The sequence below is a fragment of the Leptospira barantonii genome (assembly GCF_002811925.1).
GTDB classification, from domain to species: domain Bacteria; phylum Spirochaetota; class Leptospiria; order Leptospirales; family Leptospiraceae; genus Leptospira; species Leptospira barantonii.
Genome location: NZ_NPDS01000007.1, coordinates 262,061 through 280,246, shown reverse-complemented (window position 1 = coordinate 280,246; position 18,186 = coordinate 262,061). Strand labels below are relative to the sequence as shown.

Genomic DNA, 18,186 nt, shown 5'->3' with positions numbered 1-18,186 from the left:
AACAAGATCATATCCTAACTCTCTAAAAAGTAGGAAGGCATTTCTTATATTTTTAAAAAAAAGACAAATCTTTCCGTTCTCGTAGCGGCGAGTCATTACTGAAAGAACAACTTCTCACAAAGTTTTCTAATCTTTTCCGCATTCCAAATTCTAGTTTTTGGGAATTCTAGGATTCTACCTCTTTCGTTCTTTTTTACACTTTCATTTTGTTTCACTTCCCCGTTTTTTTGATTATGTCGTTTTACGGAACCACTCTCTATCTTCTCCATTAGTATTACTTTCGGAATCGAGAGAGGTGATCTTCAGAAGCCGCGGACAAAAAACAAAAACTTAGTTCTAAATTATTCTCGGATTATTTTTTCTCTCAACGGAGTTCTCGAGATTAAAACGCATTTTTTAGAACCAACGATATGAAAACTCTTGCAACATCGCTCCCCTGAGAAGACTATATGAGATTGTGGGAATTTTAACCATTTACATAAATAAACCTGGAAAGAAGCTCTATGCCCGAGTTTGATTCGATTGATCTTATGAATTATGCAGTTTACGGGAACGAACAAGATCCCGAGTGGGCCGATATAAGAAATTATATCAAGTCCAGCGCTTCCGCTCAAAGAGAATTGGAAGAATTAAGACGTACTGTTCCGCAGAACGCCAGAAAAAGAAGAGACCCTGTTCGTCCTCAAGATCTCGGAAGAGAAAGATCTTACGATTCGGGCTCCGCTTCGGATTCGAGAAACGCAAATTCTCCGGAAGAAAAAAAGAAATGGTGGTCTATTTTTACTGGGGAGTAAAATAGCCGCCCTCATCGCAACGACTTGAGGGAGTAAATGATGGAAAAGGAAGCTCAAACATATCTCAGACTGAAACAGTTTGTGGCTCCTTTCTTGGGTTTTGCCGTTAACATTAACGCTTATGGAACGGAACATATCACCCAGGAAGGTAAGCTAATCCTTGTTAGCAATCATAGATCCGATATGGATCCGTTTATCCTTTCCTATACTTTTCCAAGATATATTTCCTGGATTGCGGCGGATTACACGTTTCGAATTCCCATTTTCAAAGACTTAGCCAAGTTAGCCGGAGGAATTCCAATGGCGATCGATGGAAAGATTTCCATGGCGAGCATCAAGATGGTGCAACAGGTCTTTAAAAGAGAAGGGGTTCTCGGAATTTTTCCCGAAGGCCATGATTACATGGTCAAAAACGATTTCTCGGGTCCGATGGTGAAGTTCCACGACGGGTTCGCGGCGTTTTCGATTCGAAATAAAGTAGATATTCTTCCTTCGGTGATCGTTCCGATCGAAGAAAGTTATTCCGATATTCCGATTCCTTCTTTGGTTCGTTCTTTTATGGGAATGCCTAAGGAAGTTTGCGACATCAAACGAAGATCGATTTATAAAAAGGTCCGCGTTCTCTACGGACCGAAAATTGATCACAGACCTTATTTGGAAGGAAAACTCGAAGACAACCTCAAAAAACTTTCGAACGAGGTTCGAGTGAGAATGGAAAACCTACAAAGAACCGAAGTGGCCTAAAACCCTCGCACCGCGAAGAAAACATTCGTAGTTTAGAAAATTCTAAACTACGATTTTAACTTTATACTTCAATTTCTCCCGAAAAAATTTCCCGAGCCGGTCCGGTCATCAAAACGTTTCCGGATTCCTGCCATTGAATTCTGAGAGTTCCGCCGCGCAGATCGATCTGAACGTCCTTTCCGGATCTTTCCGTTAGATTCCCCGCAACCATCACTGCACAAGCTCCGGTTCCGCAAGCGAGGGTTTCACCCGCTCCTCTTTCCCAGGTTCTTTGATAGAGATGATCTTTTCCGCGAACGGTAACAAATTCAACGTTCACTCGTTTCGGAAATATAGAATGGTGTTCGATCAAAGGTCCGATTTCTCTTACGGGAAACTGATCGCTATCGTCGACAAAAATTACGCAGTGTGGATTTCCCATGCTGACCGCGGTGAACTTTAAATTCTTACCCGCAACTTCGAGAACTTGATCGATGATCGTATCTTCGTTTTTCCAAACTACCGGAACTTTCGAAGGAACCAAGATCGGTTTTCCCATATCGACGCTTACGAGATCGACCTTATTTCCGGAACCGACTTTCAAATCCACTTCGAGGATTCCCGCTCCGGTTTCTATCTTCGGATTTTTAGAATTCGTTAAACCGTGATCGTAGATGTATTTAGCGACACAACGAATTCCGTTCCCGCACATCTCCGAGGAACTTCCGTCCGAGTTGTACATATCCATCATAAAATCGCCTTGTTTAGAATTGCGAATAAAGATAACGCCGTCGCTTCCGATTCCGAAATTACGATCGGATATTTTTTGAATCTGTTCCGGCGTCAGACGAATGTCAGTCTTGGTCGAATCGATATAAACGTAATCGTTACCGATTCCTTCCATTTTTGTAAATTTAAGCGAAGCCACGAGAACTCCTGATATGAATTGAATTCTATATTTTCTTAGACTGGTTTCGGGGAAATTCAAAAACAAGAAAAAGCCGCTTACTTTTTTCTGGCTTTTCCCGCTTCACCCGGAGACATTGAAAATCCGGCGCTTTGCCTGGGGGCTTTTTTGAACCGAACCTGTTATCTTTGCTCAAGCACACAAAATTCCACTGTTTTTGTGGAGAATGGAATCGACATCGTCCGTTGCGCCTCTTGTGGTCACGTTTTTTCGACATACGAACAAGAAGAGCACTACGAAGGATATTGGGACGATGATTCTTCTTACGATCTCGGATGGTGGGACAACGCGCACCGAGAAATCTATCAGGACTTCATTCAAGAATTCTTAACTGCGCCTTCGGGAAAAATTTTAGACGTGGGTTGCGGTCTCGGTTTTTTTGTGAAACGAATCGGAAATCAAAAACCCGGTTGGGAAGCGATCGGGTATGAGATCTCCGAAAAAGCGGTACAGTTTGCAAGGGACAAAAACGAATTGAAAAACGTTTTTCCGGGAATCGTTCAAAACTCCGGAATCGCAAAAGAATCCTTGGACATCATCACCCTTTGGGATGTGATCGAACATATTCCGAAGCCGCATAGTTTATTAGAATATTTGCATTCTCTTTTAAAACCGGGCGGAATTCTTTTTTTACAAACTCCGAACTTTCCGATCCAACTCTTCAAAGCGAATTTGAAAGTCGCATTAAAAGGAATGAAACCGGACGGTCATTATCTTGAAGCGAAAGATCACATCAACGACTACACCGAAAAAACGATGAAACTACTCGCGAAACAAACCGGTTTTAAGGATTGTAAATTTACGATTCTCAAACCGATCGCATCGGTTTCCGGAAGCGGCGGAGGCGGCCTCGGTTCTCTCTTTAAAAAAGTGTACTACTACGCGACAAAAACTCTTTGGTTATTCACATTCAAAACTTTGAATCTAAATAACACGTTGTTTGCCGTTTTAAAGAAATAATTTCAAAGCCGTCCGGAGATCGTCCGTTTCCATGTAAGAATGGTCCTGCTTGACGGATCTGATTTCCAGAACGATTTTCTTTTTTTCGGCCGTTTTCGGTTTTTTAGAAAAGATAGAAGTTACGTGAACGGCCGGAATTCCGTAACGAAGAAAACCTTCCACGTCGTCCTTTAAGGAATCTCCGATCATCGACAAAACTTTTTCTCCGTTTACGAGTTGATTCGCCGCGTTGAAAAATTCTTCCGAAGGTTTTTCCTTTCCGACTTCCTCCGAAGTTAAAATCGCGTACGGAAACGTTTTCGGAAAAAGAAGATTCAGTTTAATCAACTGCGTTCTTAGATTCTCGTTCGTACAAAAAAGAAGTTTTTGTTTTTCGGAAATCGTTTTCAAAATCGAAAAAACTTCCTTATATTCCTTCTCGTTTTTCTTTTTACGAAGTTTGATTCCTTCCTGGAAATAACTAAAGTAATCCTTCTCCATTTTTAAAATCCATCTCGGATCCAACGTCTTCCACTTCGCCAAACAGATTTTTTTAAAATAGATCAACCGAAGTCGATTTGATGGAGAATCCCTTAATTCGGACTTCGCTTCTTTTCTTGCGACTTCGTAGAATTGTGAAAATTCTTTACTCGAAGAAAATCCGTATTCTTTGGCGTTTTTATAAAGTTGTTCAATCGTGGATTCGTAAATTCCGATCGAATCCAAGAAAGTATTGTCGAAGTCCAAAAATAGAGCCATTCCTTGCAAAAGAATCTTTCCGATTGCAAAGGCAATTCTTTTACTCCATTTTTCCTTGCATGATTTCGAATTCCCTTAAATCTTCCCAACAAGCATGAACGAAAACCAAGAATCAATCTCTCGCAGATCCTTTCTCGCAATCATGGGACTTTGTTTCTCCGCGCTCGCAGGCGGAATTTGGTTTTTGAAATTTAGGCAAAAAATTTCCGGAAAAATTCTTGGACCCAATCATGAGCTCGGTCATAGAATTCGACAAAACATAAAATCCGACCCGAGCGCAAACGTTCAACTTCCCGTTTCCGAAAAAGTAAACACTTTGATTCTCGGCGCCGGAGTTTCCGGATTGAGCGCGGGTTACTATCTTCATAAATCCGGATTTGAAGAATTTAAAATTATAGAACTCGAAAACGACTCCGGTGGCAATTCGAGATCGGGTAAAAATTCGATCGGTTCTTATCCTTGGGGAGCGCATTACTTACCTCAACCCGGAGAAGAAGCGGTTCTCGTCCGCAAGTTTCTCGAAGAGAATCGAATTATCATCGGAAAGGATAAAAACGGAAAACCGATCTACGACGAAAAGTATCTTTGTTTCGATCCCGAAGAAAGAATCTTTTATCAAGGACGTTGGAACGAAGGTTTGTATCCGACCGGAACTCCGGGATCTCCTTCCGCAAACGAAGAGGAAAACTTCAAAAAATTAATCCGAAGTTGGGGATCCAAAATCGGAAGGGACGGTAGAAAAGCGTTTTCGATTCCGATCGATCTTTCTTCGAGAGATTCCGAAATATTAAAACTGGATAAAATTACCTTTTTTGAATATATCAAAGAACAGGGATTTCAAACCAAGGAATTGTTCTGGTTTTTGGATTATTCCGTCCGGGACGATTTCGGCGGGTCGATGGATACGATTTCGGCTTGGATCGGATTGCATTATTTTTGTTCCCGTCCCGTGGATGAACACGGAGAGGATCTAACTCTTTTGACATGGCCGGAAGGAAACGGATTTTTAGTCGAAAAATTGCGAACGCCGATTCGAAACAAAATCATAACCGAAACACTCGTTGAAAAAGTAAAACGATCCGATTCGAAACAGGCCCGGTTCGAGGTTCGAGTTTACGATTCCAAACTGAAGGAACAAAAAATTATTCTCTGTGATTCCATCGTTTACGCATTGCCCTCCTTCACACGAAAATACGTTCTCGACGAAAAATCCGGGGTCACAGACGGATTGGTTTATTCTCCTTGGATCACCGCAAACCTTTCCGTGGACAGAGTTCCTACCGGCAAAGGAATACCCCCGTGTTGGGACAACGTGATTTATCAAAGTCCTTCCTTGGGTTATATCGTATCCACACATCAGGACTTACGCGCGAGCAGGGAAGAATCCGTTCTCACCTATTACAGAGCCTTCGGCGAAAAAGATACGGTGAACGTTCGCAAAACGATGATGCGAACCTCCTGGTCCGATTGGAAAGAATCGATTTTATCCGATCTGAAAAAAGCGCACCCCGACATCGAAAAAAGAGTACAATCCTTGGAAGTGATGACCTATGCGCACGCGATGATTCGTCCCGTTCCGAATTTAATCTGGGGAGGACAAAGGGAAAAACTTTCTCTTTCATATCCGAACCTCCACTTTGCACATTCCGATCTGAGCGGAATTTCTATATTTGAAGAAGCGCTGGTGCGCGGTTACAACGCGGCCAACAAAATTCTCGGAGAACAAAAAATATGAGATCGAGCGGATGGATCTTTAAACCGTCCTTGGATCTGACGTTTATCATTCTTCCCGGAATCGTTTCCGTATTGTCCCTTTTTATATTCAAAGAATGGAATATTCTTCCTTCCGAAATCAATCCCTGGACTTGGTTTTGCACCGTTTTATTAATCGACGTCGCGCACGTTTATTCCACATTATTTCGTTCTTATTTTAACGCCGAAGAATGGAGGGAGAAAAAAACTCTTTTGATTACGGCGCCCATCGTCTGTTTTTTATCTTCCGTATTTTTGTATTCGTTCGGAACGATTTGGTTTTGGAGGGTGATGAGCTATGTCGCGGTTTTTCATTTCATACGGCAACAGTTCGGCTTCTTAGCCCTTTATCGAAAGAAAACTATTTCACAACAAGTTCCGTTTACGATCGATAAAATCACGATCTATCTGATGGGAGGAATTCCGATTTTGTATTGGCACCTGACCGATCGAAAAAGGGATTTCTCTTGGTTTATGGACGGCGATTTTTTAACGTATCCCGTTCCGACGTTGGCTAACGTTTTGCTCTGGTTTCAAAAAGGTTGGCTTTGTCTTTATATTCTCACTCACTTATACTATTACGTAAAATACCGTTCGTTTCCTTTGGGAAAAATCCTTCTCGTGATCAACACTTGGATGGTTTGGTATTTCGGAATCGTTTTCTTTAACTCCGACTTTTCCTTTACGATCACGAACGTAATCAACCACGGCGTTCCTTATATATTCTTACTTTTTTATTACACGTTTCAAAACGTTTCGGAGATCAAAATAGAATCCTTTCGATCCGGTTCTTGGCTGAAGATTCTTGTGTTCTTTTTAGGCATTTTATTCGCATTCGCTTTCGTTGAAGAATGGATTTGGGACAGTTTTATCTGGAAGGACCATTCTTCCCTTTTTATGAATTCCAGTTTTTATTCTTTCGAACTTCCCGAATTTGTTTCGGCTCTTTTGGTTTCTATTTTGTTTCTTCCTCAATTCACTCATTACATTTTGGATGCGTATCTCTGGAAGATCGGAAAACCCAATCCAAGGCTTTTTGCCTTTTTCAAAATCGGGGAAAGAACCTAAAAGATCGCGCTGATTTGAAATTCTAACACATTCGAAAGCGGTTTTCGTTTTTAAATAGACAATCCAGGTTTTCCTTTCATAATGACGAAAAAGTTAAACAGGAATTGATCCATGATTATCGTTGAAGGAATCGACTATTTCTTAATACCTGCGGAGAACCCGGAAGCCTCTGCGAAGTTTTATTCTGATATATTCGATTTTGAATCCGTGGACGAAAAATCAGGCGAGTATGTCGTAATGGGACTCGATTCGATTAACATCAAACTTCAGAAAATTTCCGGTTTCAAAAACTCTTTAGGGGAAAGCAAAATTCCCGTTCTCAGTTTCGTTCTTGATGTGGACGATTTTACCGAAGCGATCGCGGAACTGGAAGAAAACAAAATTTCCATCGTTCGTGGACCTGAAACAAACAGCGGTGGAGAATTTTTACATTTCTTAGATCCGTCCGGAAACGTTTTAGAGATCAGCTATAAAGACTGATTCCGACTCGAAAAACCTCCGTACACAAAAAAGCCTCTCTTTGAGAGGCTTTTTTATTCTTTAAAGTTCAAAACCGTTTTCTCCCGATTCAGCCAACTTTATCGATAAATGTACCCTTAACTTTGTAGAAATCCCCATTTTGACTGGCTTCAACCGCAAAAGCTTTTCTGTCTGAAACGTTAGCCTGTTTATTTTCATAAGGCTCGACGCGAACCATCCCATCTTCTTTAGGGATTTTTCTTGTATCTTTGACTCCTTTTTCTGGAAGCCCTAGCTGAACCGAGGAAACTACCTTCATGATACAACTCCTATCTGAACTCTAACAGATTTGGAAAAAAATCCAAACATTTTTTGGGAAGAATTATTCCTGAAATCACCATTCTATAACTTTGTTTTCGGAATATAACGAACTTATTGAAAGCCGATCTTACAACTTCCCTTGGCCGTGGTAACCAGATATTGAACCGCATAGTTATCGGTAAAATTGATCGTAGGATTGTAAACCGGGGCGGCCAAAGTCCCCTGTTCGGTCACGACACATTTCGTGGAAAAATACTTAATCGAGACAAGGTTATCACATTCAAAAGTTAGAATGGTCCCTCCGGTCTCTCTCAGATTCGAACGGAACGCCTTCGTGGAATAATCCTCAGTGAACTTAACCGTTTGCGAATCCGGGTAATTGATCGCGGTTTCGTCTCCGTAAATATTACTATACGCCTTATAACAATCCACGTAGAATCTTCTCGCTGAACAATTGTAACCGTCGGTTCCGTAAACCGTGTCGCAGAAACCGTCCGCTTTGGAGACGGTCACAAAACCCGCGCTCGCTCCGGTCGGCACCGTAGTAATGATTTCCGTAGTAGTAACCGAAAAAATCGTCCCTACGAGATCGTTGAATTTTACGATCGTATCCGTTGAATTCGGGGCGAAATTTCTTCCTTTGATCGTAATCTGAGTTCCCGTATAAGAAACTCCGTCCGCTTGCGGAGGAGAACCTCCCGGAGGATCGATCGAAGTAATTACGGGACTTCCCAAACCGAGTCCTGTAAATAAGTCGTTATTCGAGCTACTTTCTTTGCACTGAAAGAAAATGGATAAAAGTAGGAATGTCAAAAAAATTGGATTCGATTTATGTAGCATAACCTTACTTGGCTTGAAAAATTTACGACGGGCATCTAGTTTATCGGAACAAAAAGGTTTCGGCAAGAATTATTCTGCCTGAAAAATGGTGCATTGAAATGAGCGAATCAACCACAGTACTTTATACGACGGAACAAGAAATCTCGGTCATACTTTTAAATAGACCGGAAAAAAGAAATGCGATCAGTAAAGAACTTTTATCCACACTTCATGCCTCGATTCTAAAGGCGAAAAAGGAAACCTCCGTACGAGCTTTGGTTTTAGGAGGAATCGGACCTTCTTTTTGCGCAGGCGCGGATCTAAAAGAAAGAACGACGATGTCTCCGAAAGACGTAACGCGCTTCTTAGAAGATCTTAAAAATTGTTTTTTGGAACTCGAGAATTTTCCGTATCCGACAGTCGCCGCATTGGACGGAGATGCGTTCGGAGGCGGATTGGAACTCGCACTTTGTTGCGACTTCATTCTTCTTAAAAACGACGTACGAATCGGACTTACGGAAACACGTTTAGGAATTATTCCCGGTGGAGGAGGAACACAAAGACTTCCTCGAAGAATCGGAGTTCCGAAAGCGAAAGAGATGATTTTTACAGGGAAGACCATCGACGCGCAAACCGCTTTGAGTTACGGACTTGCAAATTCCATCTGGCACGATTCTTCTTTACCCGCGGCAAAAATGTTGGCGGAAGAAATCGCATCACATTCTGCGCCTATCGCACTTCAGCTTGCAAAGAAAGCAATCGCGGAAGGTTATGGTCAGGATATACAAACGGCTCTCAAAACCGAGAGTAAATACTACAACGAAACCTTAAAGACGGAAGATCGGTTGGAAGCTCTTAAAGCGTTTCAAGAAAAACGAAAGCCGATTTTTAAAGGAAGATAAATGATTCTTACAGGAAAAGAAATTCAAAAACGAATCGGTCAAGACATCGTAATCACTCCCTATTCTGAAAAACAACTCAATCCGAATTCTTACAACTTAAGATTACACGAAGAACTTTTGGTTTATACCGAACTTCCTCTGGATATGAAAAAACCGAATCCTTCGGAGAAATTGATCATACCCGAAACCGGACTTCTGCTCAAACCCGGAGTTTTGTATTTGGGGAGAACCTTGGAGTCCACCGAAACGCATAACTTAGTTCCTATGCTCGAAGGAAGATCTTCCATCGGAAGATTAGGAATGCTCGTTCACGTTACTGCTGGATTCGGCGACGTCGGGTTTAAAGGATTCTGGACTTTGGAAATTTCCGTGATTCAACCTCTAATCGTATACCCGGGCGTCGAAGTTTGTCAGATTTTTTATCATACGGTCGAAGGACAAATAACGGAATATTCTTCGGGAAAATACCAGGCGAATCAGGGAATCCAACCTTCGTTGTTATATAAAGATTTCGAGAAGTAGAATCTTTTTCTTTTTTGTTGACTTTCTTCGTATTCTCTCGAGAATTTTGACCGCAAAACACTTTTTGGAGAATGGAATGAAGAAGTTTAGAATGATCGCAATTTTTCTCGCGTTCGCATTTATTTCTGCACCGGCATTTGCGGGCGAGGATGATGCAATTCTTGGAAAATGGTGGAACAAAGAAAAAGACGCACAGGTCGACGTACACAAATGCGGCGCGAAGATTTGCGGAAAAATCATCTGGTTAAAAGAACCTGTTTATCCTGCAGGAAGCACTGAAGGAACTCCAGGAAGTACAAAAGTAGACGTAAATAACAAGGACGAAAGTCTTCGTACTCGTCCGATTATGGGAATGGTGTTTCTTACCAATTTCTCTTACGACGGCGAACAAGTATGGACCGGTGGAAGAGTTTACGATCCGAAAGGCGGGAAAACGTACGACGGAAGACTTACTTTAAGAAATGCTGATACTCTCGATCTCAAAGGCGGTTACAAAGTAGGCTTTATGATGATCGGAAAAGAATCCACTTGGACTCGAGTAAAATAAATTTAAAGTATTTCGATTTCCATCAATAGGATGATTCAAGATCCTTTGTTGCAAAATTAAAAACAGAAAATCTCTCCGATCGAAACCGACGGAGAGATTTTTTTTGCCTATCCGTTATTCTCTATTCTCTTAAGAATCTTTTTCGCGTTTTCGTTCTGCGGATCCAGATCCAAGGCTTTGATCGCAAACTCTTTCGCTCTTTCATATTCATGTTGAAGTCTGTATAAATCCGAAAGGTTCACAAGATTGTTCGCGTTTTCCGGTTGTTTTACGATTACTTTTTCGGAAGCCGAAATTGCTTCGGAAAATCTTCCCAGTTTTTTATTCGCAACGGAAAGATAATACCAATACTCGCTGAGTTCCGGATCCAATTCGAGATACTTTCCTAATATCTCGACGGCCTTCACGTAATCCTTGTCCTTAAAACTCAAAAGACCGAGTAACTTAATCACTTTGGAATCTTCCGGTGTTTTGGAATAGAGATCGGCGAGCTCGTCGATCGCTTCCTTTACGTTTCCGTCCTTGTATAACTGTCTAGCATGAGAATAGGATACGCTCCAATCCTGAGTTTCCTCGTTGAAGGAAAAGACGGCCGACTTATCTACGTCGAAAGAATTTTGAACCTGATTCGTTTGTGCGACTCCGTATTCGATTCTCAAAAGAGAAAGGTCATCCGTGATTTCTCCGTTCTTGTAAATCAAATGTTCGATTTGTTCTATGTTTCCTTTTCCGGCTTCCACGGTTTTTAAAAATAAGGTTTCGTCTTCGTTGATCGATCTTGTATCCCGATCCGGAGTTAAATCCAAATCATCCTTACCGTCCGAGCCTATGATCAACACATCGTCTTCCCGCAACGTAGTCGTAAAAACTTTGAACGGATATTCCGACTCCAATCCGATTTTACGAAGCATCAGGGAAGAATCCAAAAATGTCGCTCTTTCATCTCGATACAATACGGTAAAAGGGTGTTCCGCGTTGAAGTAAAAAGTTTTACCCGTTTCCTCTTCGATCAAAAAACAAGAAGCGGAAATCACCATACTGCCGTTAAACGATTTGAATACCGCGTTCACTTCCTCGTAAGTTTCCGTAAGCCACTGCTCCGGAGAAATATTCAGGATTCGATTGTCCGCCGCGGAACGAGCGAGAATAGAATTGATAACGACTCCCATTACAAGAGAGCCGCCCGCACCCTGCATGGATTTACCCATAGCGTCGCCGTTCATTGCAAAGACATAACGTTTAAAATCGGAAGGAGTTCCCAAACGAAGATTTCCGGTAACGCAGATATCGCCGCCGAGATCGGCCTTCTTGCCTTTGAATTCGAATTGTTTCTTTTGTCTCAATAAGAACTGAGTGGAGATCCGACTCGACTTACTCGCGTTATAGTTCAACGGTTTCGCAAGAAGAGATGTAAGAAAGTAATCCCCGTCCTGTTGAATTTTAAGTCGTTGAAACTCTTCGATCTTCTCGGACAATTCTTCGGTTCTGAGTTTAACCTTTGTGGCGAGGTGCTCCGCGTAATCCTGGAGTTCCTTTCTCGCGTCACGAATCGAAGAAACCATGTTGTTAAACGAATCGGCCAAGAATCCGATTTCGTCCTTAACCCGAATCGGAACTTGAACTTCCAAACTTCCGTCGTTCACCTTTTCCACACCGCTTAACAAGTCGTTCAACGGAGATACAAGACTTCCTCTGAAGAATAAAGGAAATAAAAGAATGATCACTACGATCACGACGCCGAGTACGATGATTTGTTTCAGCGCGGTAGGATGCATGAACTCGCGATAGGCTCTATAAGAAAATCCTACTTCGCTTACGTTATCTTTTTCGCGATCGTATTTGATAAATCCGATGTAGTGGAAACTTTGATTGTCCACGTCTTTTTTACGATAGTATCTCGTTAAAGAAGGAACAAAGGGACGGAAATAATTTAGGACTTCTTCCTTTAACTTTGTGGGAGTTACCGTTTTACCGTCCCATTTACAGAAGTTCCAACGATATTCCAAAGAGATTCGGAACATCTTCACTTCTTTGGCGCCGTCCAAATAACTTCTTCCCTTTGCGCAAAAATCCTCGGCAAAAATATTATCGAGTTTGTTCGAAGCGACGAATACGTAAAGGCCCAATCTGGATAATTCTTTGTTCAACGCGGTCTTAAGAGCCTTGTCTTCCAGATCCGGATTTTCTTTTAAAAAGTTTACGATGGAATATCTATAACCGCCGAAATTCTCATGTGAAGATTCAACGAGTTTAACAAGGGATTCTCTAAAACCTTCTTCACGAAGATTGAATATTTCCTCGTATAAAAGTGTATTCTTAAAATCGATTTCAAGTTGTTCCTGATTCGGGTGGATATTGGAATCGTATCTTTCTTGATCGAAGGTGTTCTTGGATTTATTCCATTTGATTACGTAGGAAATTCCCTCCTCCACACTTCCGCCTTCCAACGCTCTTTCCATATGGATCTGGCTGAGCGTATCATACTCGGATTCCTTGTCTTGGTTCGAGATATACACCAAGGCTTGCATGATGATCAAAACCGTAACGAAAGTGATTCCGACGATTTTGAGCATGAAGGAAGTTTTTTCGACCGAGAAATTCAAATATAAGATAAGAATGATAAAGAATGCGGCCATAAACAAAAGAACGATCGAAGTCAGATAAATCGATCTTTCAATATAACCGTCTCGACTTAAAAGATTGGCTACCACGGGAACGGTTCCGCCGATCAAAAAGGACATCATAAATCCGAAAATGATCCAACGCGTTTTTCCTTTGAGTAGCGTCATTCTCCAGATCGGAATCGCGACAAAATTGATGAACACATAACTGAAGATGATAATCGCAATCGTTCTACTTACGTTCTCCGCGTTGAAGTCCCAGTGATGCGCGGTGAAGTGATATTTAACGGACGCGTTCCAAGTCGAAAAACAAAAGTAAGCAACCGCAAGCGTCGCAACGATCCAAAGTACGATCGTGGTTATTTTATTGAATCTGGGAAAATCATTCTCGGGATAACGAGCCACGAATTGCCCGATATGAAGAATCGCGGGAAGAATCAATCCGGCTGTGATCCAACGATGATAAGCCGCAAATGGATGATAAAGAACGGCCGCAAACACATAACCGAATTGGAATATTCCCAAAAGGAAGGCTCCGAATGCGAGATGTTTGGTGCTCGATACTTTTTTATCGATAAAAAGAAATACACCGGAAATGAGCATGGAAGTTAAAAACGATAACAAACTTCCGAACGAATAATAATTGAGAAGTATATTGTTCCAGATCGATCCAGTTTCGCCCATAGTCTTACAAACCTTACTTTTAAAAATCTTTCAGCGATTCCGAGGGAGAATCGCATTTCTCTTTTTTTCCGAACAGACGTTACTCTATTGGTGGGAATCTTCTTTTCAATGATAAAATAGGAATTGTGTCGATTTAACGAATCATCGCGAAACCTCGACGTTCATTTCGACCGTTGGAAATAAATTTATGTAAAACAAGCGTTCGCTTTTAATCTTATTGAGCGAAGGTTCTGAGAATGGATTCTTTTTGAAAGGATTTCCAGGTATAAACCTCGTAAGGTCCGGGAGTCACCCAACCTCGCAGTAAACTGGACCAATTCTTATCTCGAATGGATTTTAACGTTAGGATCACTTCCCCCGTCGTTTTGGGCGAGTTCTCGAACACTAATTTTTTGACAAAGTCCCTGTATCCGTTCGGACCCAATTCCTTATAAAGAATGTATTGAATCTTCAAAGCTTTATTGTAAAAGATAGGCGTTGCAGAAGGGTATTTTTCCCGAAAGTCCGGATCCAAGGGAAAATCTTTGCCGCCTTGAAGTCCTTCCTCCGTGCTCCATTCTTCCGCGATGGAAATGAGTTCTTCTTTTGTGAGTTGGATTTTCTTTTCTTTGTAAAGAACGAGAGGTAAGAATGAAACCAATCCCTCGCTCAACCAGGGTATGTCCGAAAAGTAAAAATGGCCGAGCTCATGAAACAAAAGCGCGGGATAACCTGCCGGAGAAAGATCCGGCTCCATAAAAATTCCGCGAGCCGGCCCAAGGTCGCCCGAGATATTATTGTAACCTCCGACCCGAGTTCCGTTTAAAAGAATCTGATCCTGAACGACCAAAAGAACTTTGTATTTTTCCGAAGCTCTTTGTCCTTCAAAAACCGAAGCGCTCGCTTCGTGAAAAGAAATTCCGGAATACGATTCCAGCGCTCTGAATAGATCCGCGGTCTTTCGATACGCGAATTCGTTCCATTCCTTATCCTGGGAAGAATTACGAATTTCTAATACGAGATCGCCTCGGTTCAAAGGAATCCTTCGAACCCAAGCGCTCTTATCAGAGTAGATACCGACGGAGATAAAAAAAAGAAATCCGAATAGAAACTTACGCACGATCTCTTTCGATGAGTTTTAAAAGTCTTTCCCCGTTTTGATTTCCGGGATCGAGATGCATCAGTCTTCGAGCCACTTCTTCGGCTAAATCGAATTGATCGGTTAAACGATAGATATCGGAAAGATTGATGAGGTTCGATAAATTCTCGGGTTGAATGTCTTTCAGTTTCAAACTCGCTTGTAGGGCTTGTTCGTATTTACCGACTTTTTTATTCGCGATAGAAAGATAAAACCAGTATTCGTGCAAACCTGGATCCGTTTTGAGATAGTTGTTCAAAACTTCGATCGCGGTCGTATAATCTTTTCCTTTAAAGCTCAAAAGCCCTAAAAGTTTATTGATCTTTTGATTTGCGGTGTCGTGTGTATAACCGGTCTTAAGAAGTTCAAGCGCCTGATCCACCTTACCGGTTTTATAAAGTTGTTTTGCATCCTCGTAAATCACGTCCGGATTTAATGCGACTTCGATTCTATCTCCGCCGGTAAACATCTCGTCGAGTTCGTCTTTTTTCCTTTCGGTTTGGAATTCGATTTTCAATAAAGAAAGGTCGTCCGTCAATTCTCCGTATTTGCGGATTTCGGTTTCTATGTCTTCGAGAACGCCCTTTCCTTTTTCGACGTTTCTTAAAAATAGATTCTCATCTTCGTTGATGGTTCTTACGGTTTCTTCCGGAGTTAAGTCGATATCGTCGCGACCGTCCGATCCGAGAATCAGAGTATCTCCTTTTTTAAGTTCGAAAGTTCTCACTTCAAAATCGAACTCCGAATCCAGACCGAGTTTTCTGAGTTGAAGACCTTCTTCCAAAAAGCTCGCCTTACCGTCTCGATATAGAACGCTGAAAGGGTGTTCCGCGTTGAAATAAAAACACTTTCCGGTTTCTTCTTCGATCAAAAAGATCACTGCGGAAATCACCATACTTCCGTTAAACGATTTGAAAACGGAGTGAATCTCCTGATAAACCTCGGCCAACCATTCGGAAGGGGTTTTTTCAAGAATTCTATTGTTTGCCGCGGAACGAGCCATAATGGAATTCATTACGACCCCCATCACCAACGCACCACCGGCGCCTTGCATGGATTTTCCCATCGCGTCGCCGTTCATCGCCATCGTATAACGTTTATAACTTTCAGGCGTTCCCAAACGCAAGTTTCCACTCACACAAATATCGCCGCCGAGATCCGAATGTTTTCCGCGGAACTCGAATTGTTTCTTCTGCTTCAAAGTGAATTCCGTATGAACCAACTTCGATTTGTTAGCGTTGTAAAAAAGCGGTTTTGCCAAAAGGGAAGTTAGGAAGTAATCCCCGTCCTGCTGAACTTTCAGCCTTTGGACTTCTTCCATCTTTTCTTGAACCTCTTGGGTTCTTTCCTTTACCTTCTCTTCCAAATTCTCCGCATAATCTTGCAGTTCTCTTCGGGCTTGTTTGATCGAAGAAACCATCGAGTTAAACGAATCCGCTAAGAACCCGATTTCATCCCGTACCTTTACGGGAACCTGAACATCCAAATCCCCTTTGTTTACTTTTTCCACCCCGGACAAAAGATTGTTCAAAGGATCGACGAGACTGCTTTTGAAGAATAAAGGAAATAAGACAAGAACGACAAAGATCACCGCAAAAAGAATGATCGTTTGTTTTACGGAAGTCGGGTGCATAAACTCGCGATATTTTTTATAAGAGAATCCGAGCTCGACGACTTGTTTCTTCGAAGGAATGTATTTCATGAAAGCGACGTGGTGACCGTATCCGTCCAAACTTCTACGATAGTGTCTTGTTTCCGCGGGCTTAAAATAACTGAAGTATTTCAAAAACTCGGCTTTGAGTTCCTTGCCGGAAATATTCTTCCCTTTCCAAACACATCCTTCCAAATTTTTATAAATTCCGTTCTTAAAGGATTCCAGTTCCTTGCTCTTTTCGAGATAGGATTTACCTTCTTCACAAAAAGAATCGGGGCTGATTCCTTGAAGTTTGTTCGTATTCACAAAGGCGTCTTTATTTAGCTTTTCCGCATGTTTCAAAAGAGCCTTTTTTAAATCTTTGGAATTTAGGGAAGAATTCTCCTTAACGAACTTATAGATCGCGTCCTTATAACCGGCGAAGTATTCTGGAGATCCGTCGAGGATGATTTTCAGATTTTCGCGGAAGTTGTCCTCTTTGAGCGCCGCGATTTCCTCGTAAATCAAAGTGTTCTGTAAATCCACTTTTACGAGCGTGAGATCCAAACCGTATTTTGAATCGTAATCGGTCGTGATCAATTCTCCCGTTTTTTCATCGTAACGAAGAGTGTATTGAACGTCGTTATTCGTTCGACCGCTTTCCAAAACACGTTCACTATTTACGAGGTGTAAACTATCGTATTCGGATTCCTTATCTTGGTTCGAAATGAATACTAGGGCCTGCATAATCAAACAGATCGTAAATAAAGTGATACCTACGATCTTAACCATGAAGGTGGTTCTTTCCGTACTGTTGTTGATGAAGACAATCACCACAACCGAGAACGCCGCAATGAAGAAAATGACGTTCGAGGTCATGTAAGTGGATCTCTCCATATAACCGTCTCGACTCAACACGTTGGAAATGTTCGGATAAAAAGCGGCGATCATAAACCCGATGGAAAAGAGGAAGATCGCAAATCTCTTTTTCTCCTTATCGGTTACGATTCTCCAAGCCGGAACTACGATAAACGCAATGCTACAGTAAAATGCGATGATGAACGCGAGATACTTACTCGCGATCAACGCGTTAAAATCCCAGTGATGGGCGGTGAAGTGATAAATTTTTTCCGAAATAAAAGTGAGATAGATGAAGAAACAAGCCACGATAAACCCGAGAACGTGTTCGAAGATCATCACCCAAAATCCGATCTTCTTATTAACGTTACCCGGATAACGGATAAAAAACTGGGTAAAGTGAGTTACCGCCGGAAGAATCAAACAACCGGTCATCCATCTGTGATAGGCCGCGATGGGATGATAGTAAAATGCGGCCATAAAATATCCGATCTCAAAAAGACCGAATACTAGAAAAGCGATTCCGAGATGATAGGTGGCAACCGTCTTTCGCTTTAGGCTGATAAAGAAAGCGGCGAGGAAGAAGGTAGTAATCGTTACTAAAAGACTTCCAAAGGAATAATAGTTGAACAGAATCAAATCTGATCTCAGAAAATCTAATCCCATAATCTCCAGGTCCGTCTTTCTAATTCTTTATTTTG

16 protein-coding genes are annotated in these 18,186 nt (G+C 41.7%); 9 read left to right on the top strand and 7 right to left on the bottom strand.

Annotated features, from left to right (window positions below):
• Positions 1 to 503 precede the first annotated feature (503 nt).
• Together CH367_RS16325 and CH367_RS16320 are read left to right on the top strand one after the other, a co-directional pair.
• The gene (locus CH367_RS16325) at positions 504 to 794 is read left to right on the top strand and encodes a hypothetical protein (RefSeq protein ID WP_100763554.1); all 291 of its coding nucleotides are present in this window, start codon (positions 504 to 506) and stop codon (positions 792 to 794) included.
• Between the two features lie 39 nt (positions 795 to 833).
• Entirely contained in the window at positions 834 to 1,538 is a 705-nt protein-coding gene (locus CH367_RS16320; protein ID WP_100763614.1) for a lysophospholipid acyltransferase family protein, read from the top strand.
• 61 nt (positions 1,539 to 1,599) lie between these two features.
• Here the strand turns inward: CH367_RS16320 and dapF are convergent, their stop codons facing one another.
• Positions 1,600 to 2,445 carry a diaminopimelate epimerase gene (gene dapF / locus CH367_RS16315; protein WP_100763613.1) on the bottom strand — a complete coding sequence of 282 codons (846 nt, stop codon included), beginning with the start codon at positions 2,443 to 2,445 and terminating at the stop codon, positions 1,600 to 1,602.
• A gap of 147 nt (positions 2,446 to 2,592) precedes the next feature.
• Here dapF and CH367_RS16310 point away from each other — a divergent pair, with 147 nt between their 5' ends.
• On the top strand, positions 2,593 to 3,444 hold the full coding sequence (locus CH367_RS16310) for a class I SAM-dependent methyltransferase (RefSeq protein WP_100763553.1): 852 nt from the start codon (positions 2,593 to 2,595) through the stop codon (positions 3,442 to 3,444).
• Here the strand turns inward: CH367_RS16310 and CH367_RS16305 are convergent.
• Positions 3,433 to 4,182, bottom strand: a complete 750-nt coding sequence (locus tag CH367_RS16305) for an HAD family hydrolase (RefSeq protein ID WP_100763552.1) — start codon at positions 4,180 to 4,182, stop codon at positions 3,433 to 3,435. The genes CH367_RS16310 and CH367_RS16305 overlap by 12 nt on opposite strands.
• A gap of 94 nt (positions 4,183 to 4,276) precedes the next feature.
• On the opposite strand from CH367_RS16305, the gene CH367_RS16300 reads away from it, so the two are divergent.
• The 3 genes from CH367_RS16300 (at position 4,277) to CH367_RS16290 (ending at position 7,482) form a co-directional block, all read left to right on the top strand.
• Positions 4,277 to 5,917 (top strand): NAD(P)-binding protein, encoded by a 1,641-nt coding sequence (locus tag CH367_RS16300; RefSeq protein WP_100763551.1) that lies wholly within the window; start codon positions 4,277 to 4,279, stop codon positions 5,915 to 5,917.
• Complete coding sequence (locus CH367_RS16295; RefSeq protein WP_100763550.1) at positions 5,914 to 7,002, top strand: hypothetical protein; 1,089 nt, start codon at positions 5,914 to 5,916, stop codon at positions 7,000 to 7,002. Before CH367_RS16300 ends, CH367_RS16295 begins: the two co-directional genes overlap by 4 nt.
• Before the next feature lie 111 nt (positions 7,003 to 7,113).
• Complete coding sequence (locus tag CH367_RS16290) at positions 7,114 to 7,482, top strand: VOC family protein (RefSeq protein WP_100763549.1); 369 nt, start codon at positions 7,114 to 7,116, stop codon at positions 7,480 to 7,482.
• Positions 7,483 to 7,570: 88 nt separating this feature from the next.
• Here CH367_RS16290 and CH367_RS16285 read toward each other — a convergent pair whose 3' ends face one another.
• Together CH367_RS16285 and CH367_RS16280 are read right to left on the bottom strand one after the other, a co-directional pair.
• A complete protein-coding gene (locus tag CH367_RS16285; protein WP_100763548.1) occupies positions 7,571 to 7,780 on the bottom strand; it encodes a hypothetical protein in 210 nt (69 codons plus the stop codon).
• A gap of 113 nt (positions 7,781 to 7,893) precedes the next feature.
• Complete coding sequence (locus CH367_RS16280) at positions 7,894 to 8,622, bottom strand: LIC10067 family putative lipoprotein (RefSeq protein ID WP_425268857.1); 729 nt, start codon at positions 8,620 to 8,622, stop codon at positions 7,894 to 7,896.
• Between the two features lie 98 nt (positions 8,623 to 8,720).
• On the opposite strand from CH367_RS16280, the gene CH367_RS16275 reads away from it, so the two are divergent.
• The 3 genes from CH367_RS16275 (at position 8,721) to CH367_RS16265 (ending at position 10,572) form a co-directional block, all read left to right on the top strand.
• Entirely contained in the window at positions 8,721 to 9,503 is a 783-nt protein-coding gene (locus tag CH367_RS16275) for an enoyl-CoA hydratase/isomerase family protein (RefSeq protein WP_100763546.1), read from the top strand.
• Entirely contained in the window at positions 9,504 to 10,025 is a 522-nt protein-coding gene (gene dcd, locus CH367_RS16270) for a dCTP deaminase (protein ID WP_100763545.1), read from the top strand.
• 76 nt (positions 10,026 to 10,101) lie between these two features.
• On the top strand, positions 10,102 to 10,572 hold the full coding sequence (locus CH367_RS16265; RefSeq protein WP_100763544.1) for a DUF2147 domain-containing protein: 471 nt from the start codon (positions 10,102 to 10,104) through the stop codon (positions 10,570 to 10,572).
• Between the two features lie 107 nt (positions 10,573 to 10,679).
• Here the strand turns inward: CH367_RS16265 and CH367_RS16260 are convergent, their stop codons facing one another.
• From CH367_RS16260 to CH367_RS16250, 3 genes are all read right to left on the bottom strand, one after another.
• Positions 10,680 to 13,877 carry a SpoIIE family protein phosphatase gene (locus CH367_RS16260; protein ID WP_100763543.1) on the bottom strand — a complete coding sequence of 1,066 codons (3,198 nt, stop codon included), beginning with the start codon at positions 13,875 to 13,877 and terminating at the stop codon, positions 10,680 to 10,682.
• Positions 13,878 to 14,091: 214 nt separating this feature from the next.
• Positions 14,092 to 14,976: a gluzincin family metallopeptidase gene (locus CH367_RS16255; RefSeq protein WP_100763542.1), complete on the bottom strand. Its 885-nt coding sequence runs from the start codon at positions 14,974 to 14,976 to the stop codon at positions 14,092 to 14,094.
• Positions 14,969 to 18,151, bottom strand: coding sequence for a SpoIIE family protein phosphatase (locus tag CH367_RS16250; protein WP_100763541.1), 3,183 nt, complete (start codon positions 18,149 to 18,151; stop codon positions 14,969 to 14,971). The genes CH367_RS16255 and CH367_RS16250 overlap by 8 nt, the downstream gene beginning before the upstream one ends.
• Positions 18,152 to 18,186 lie beyond the last annotated feature (35 nt).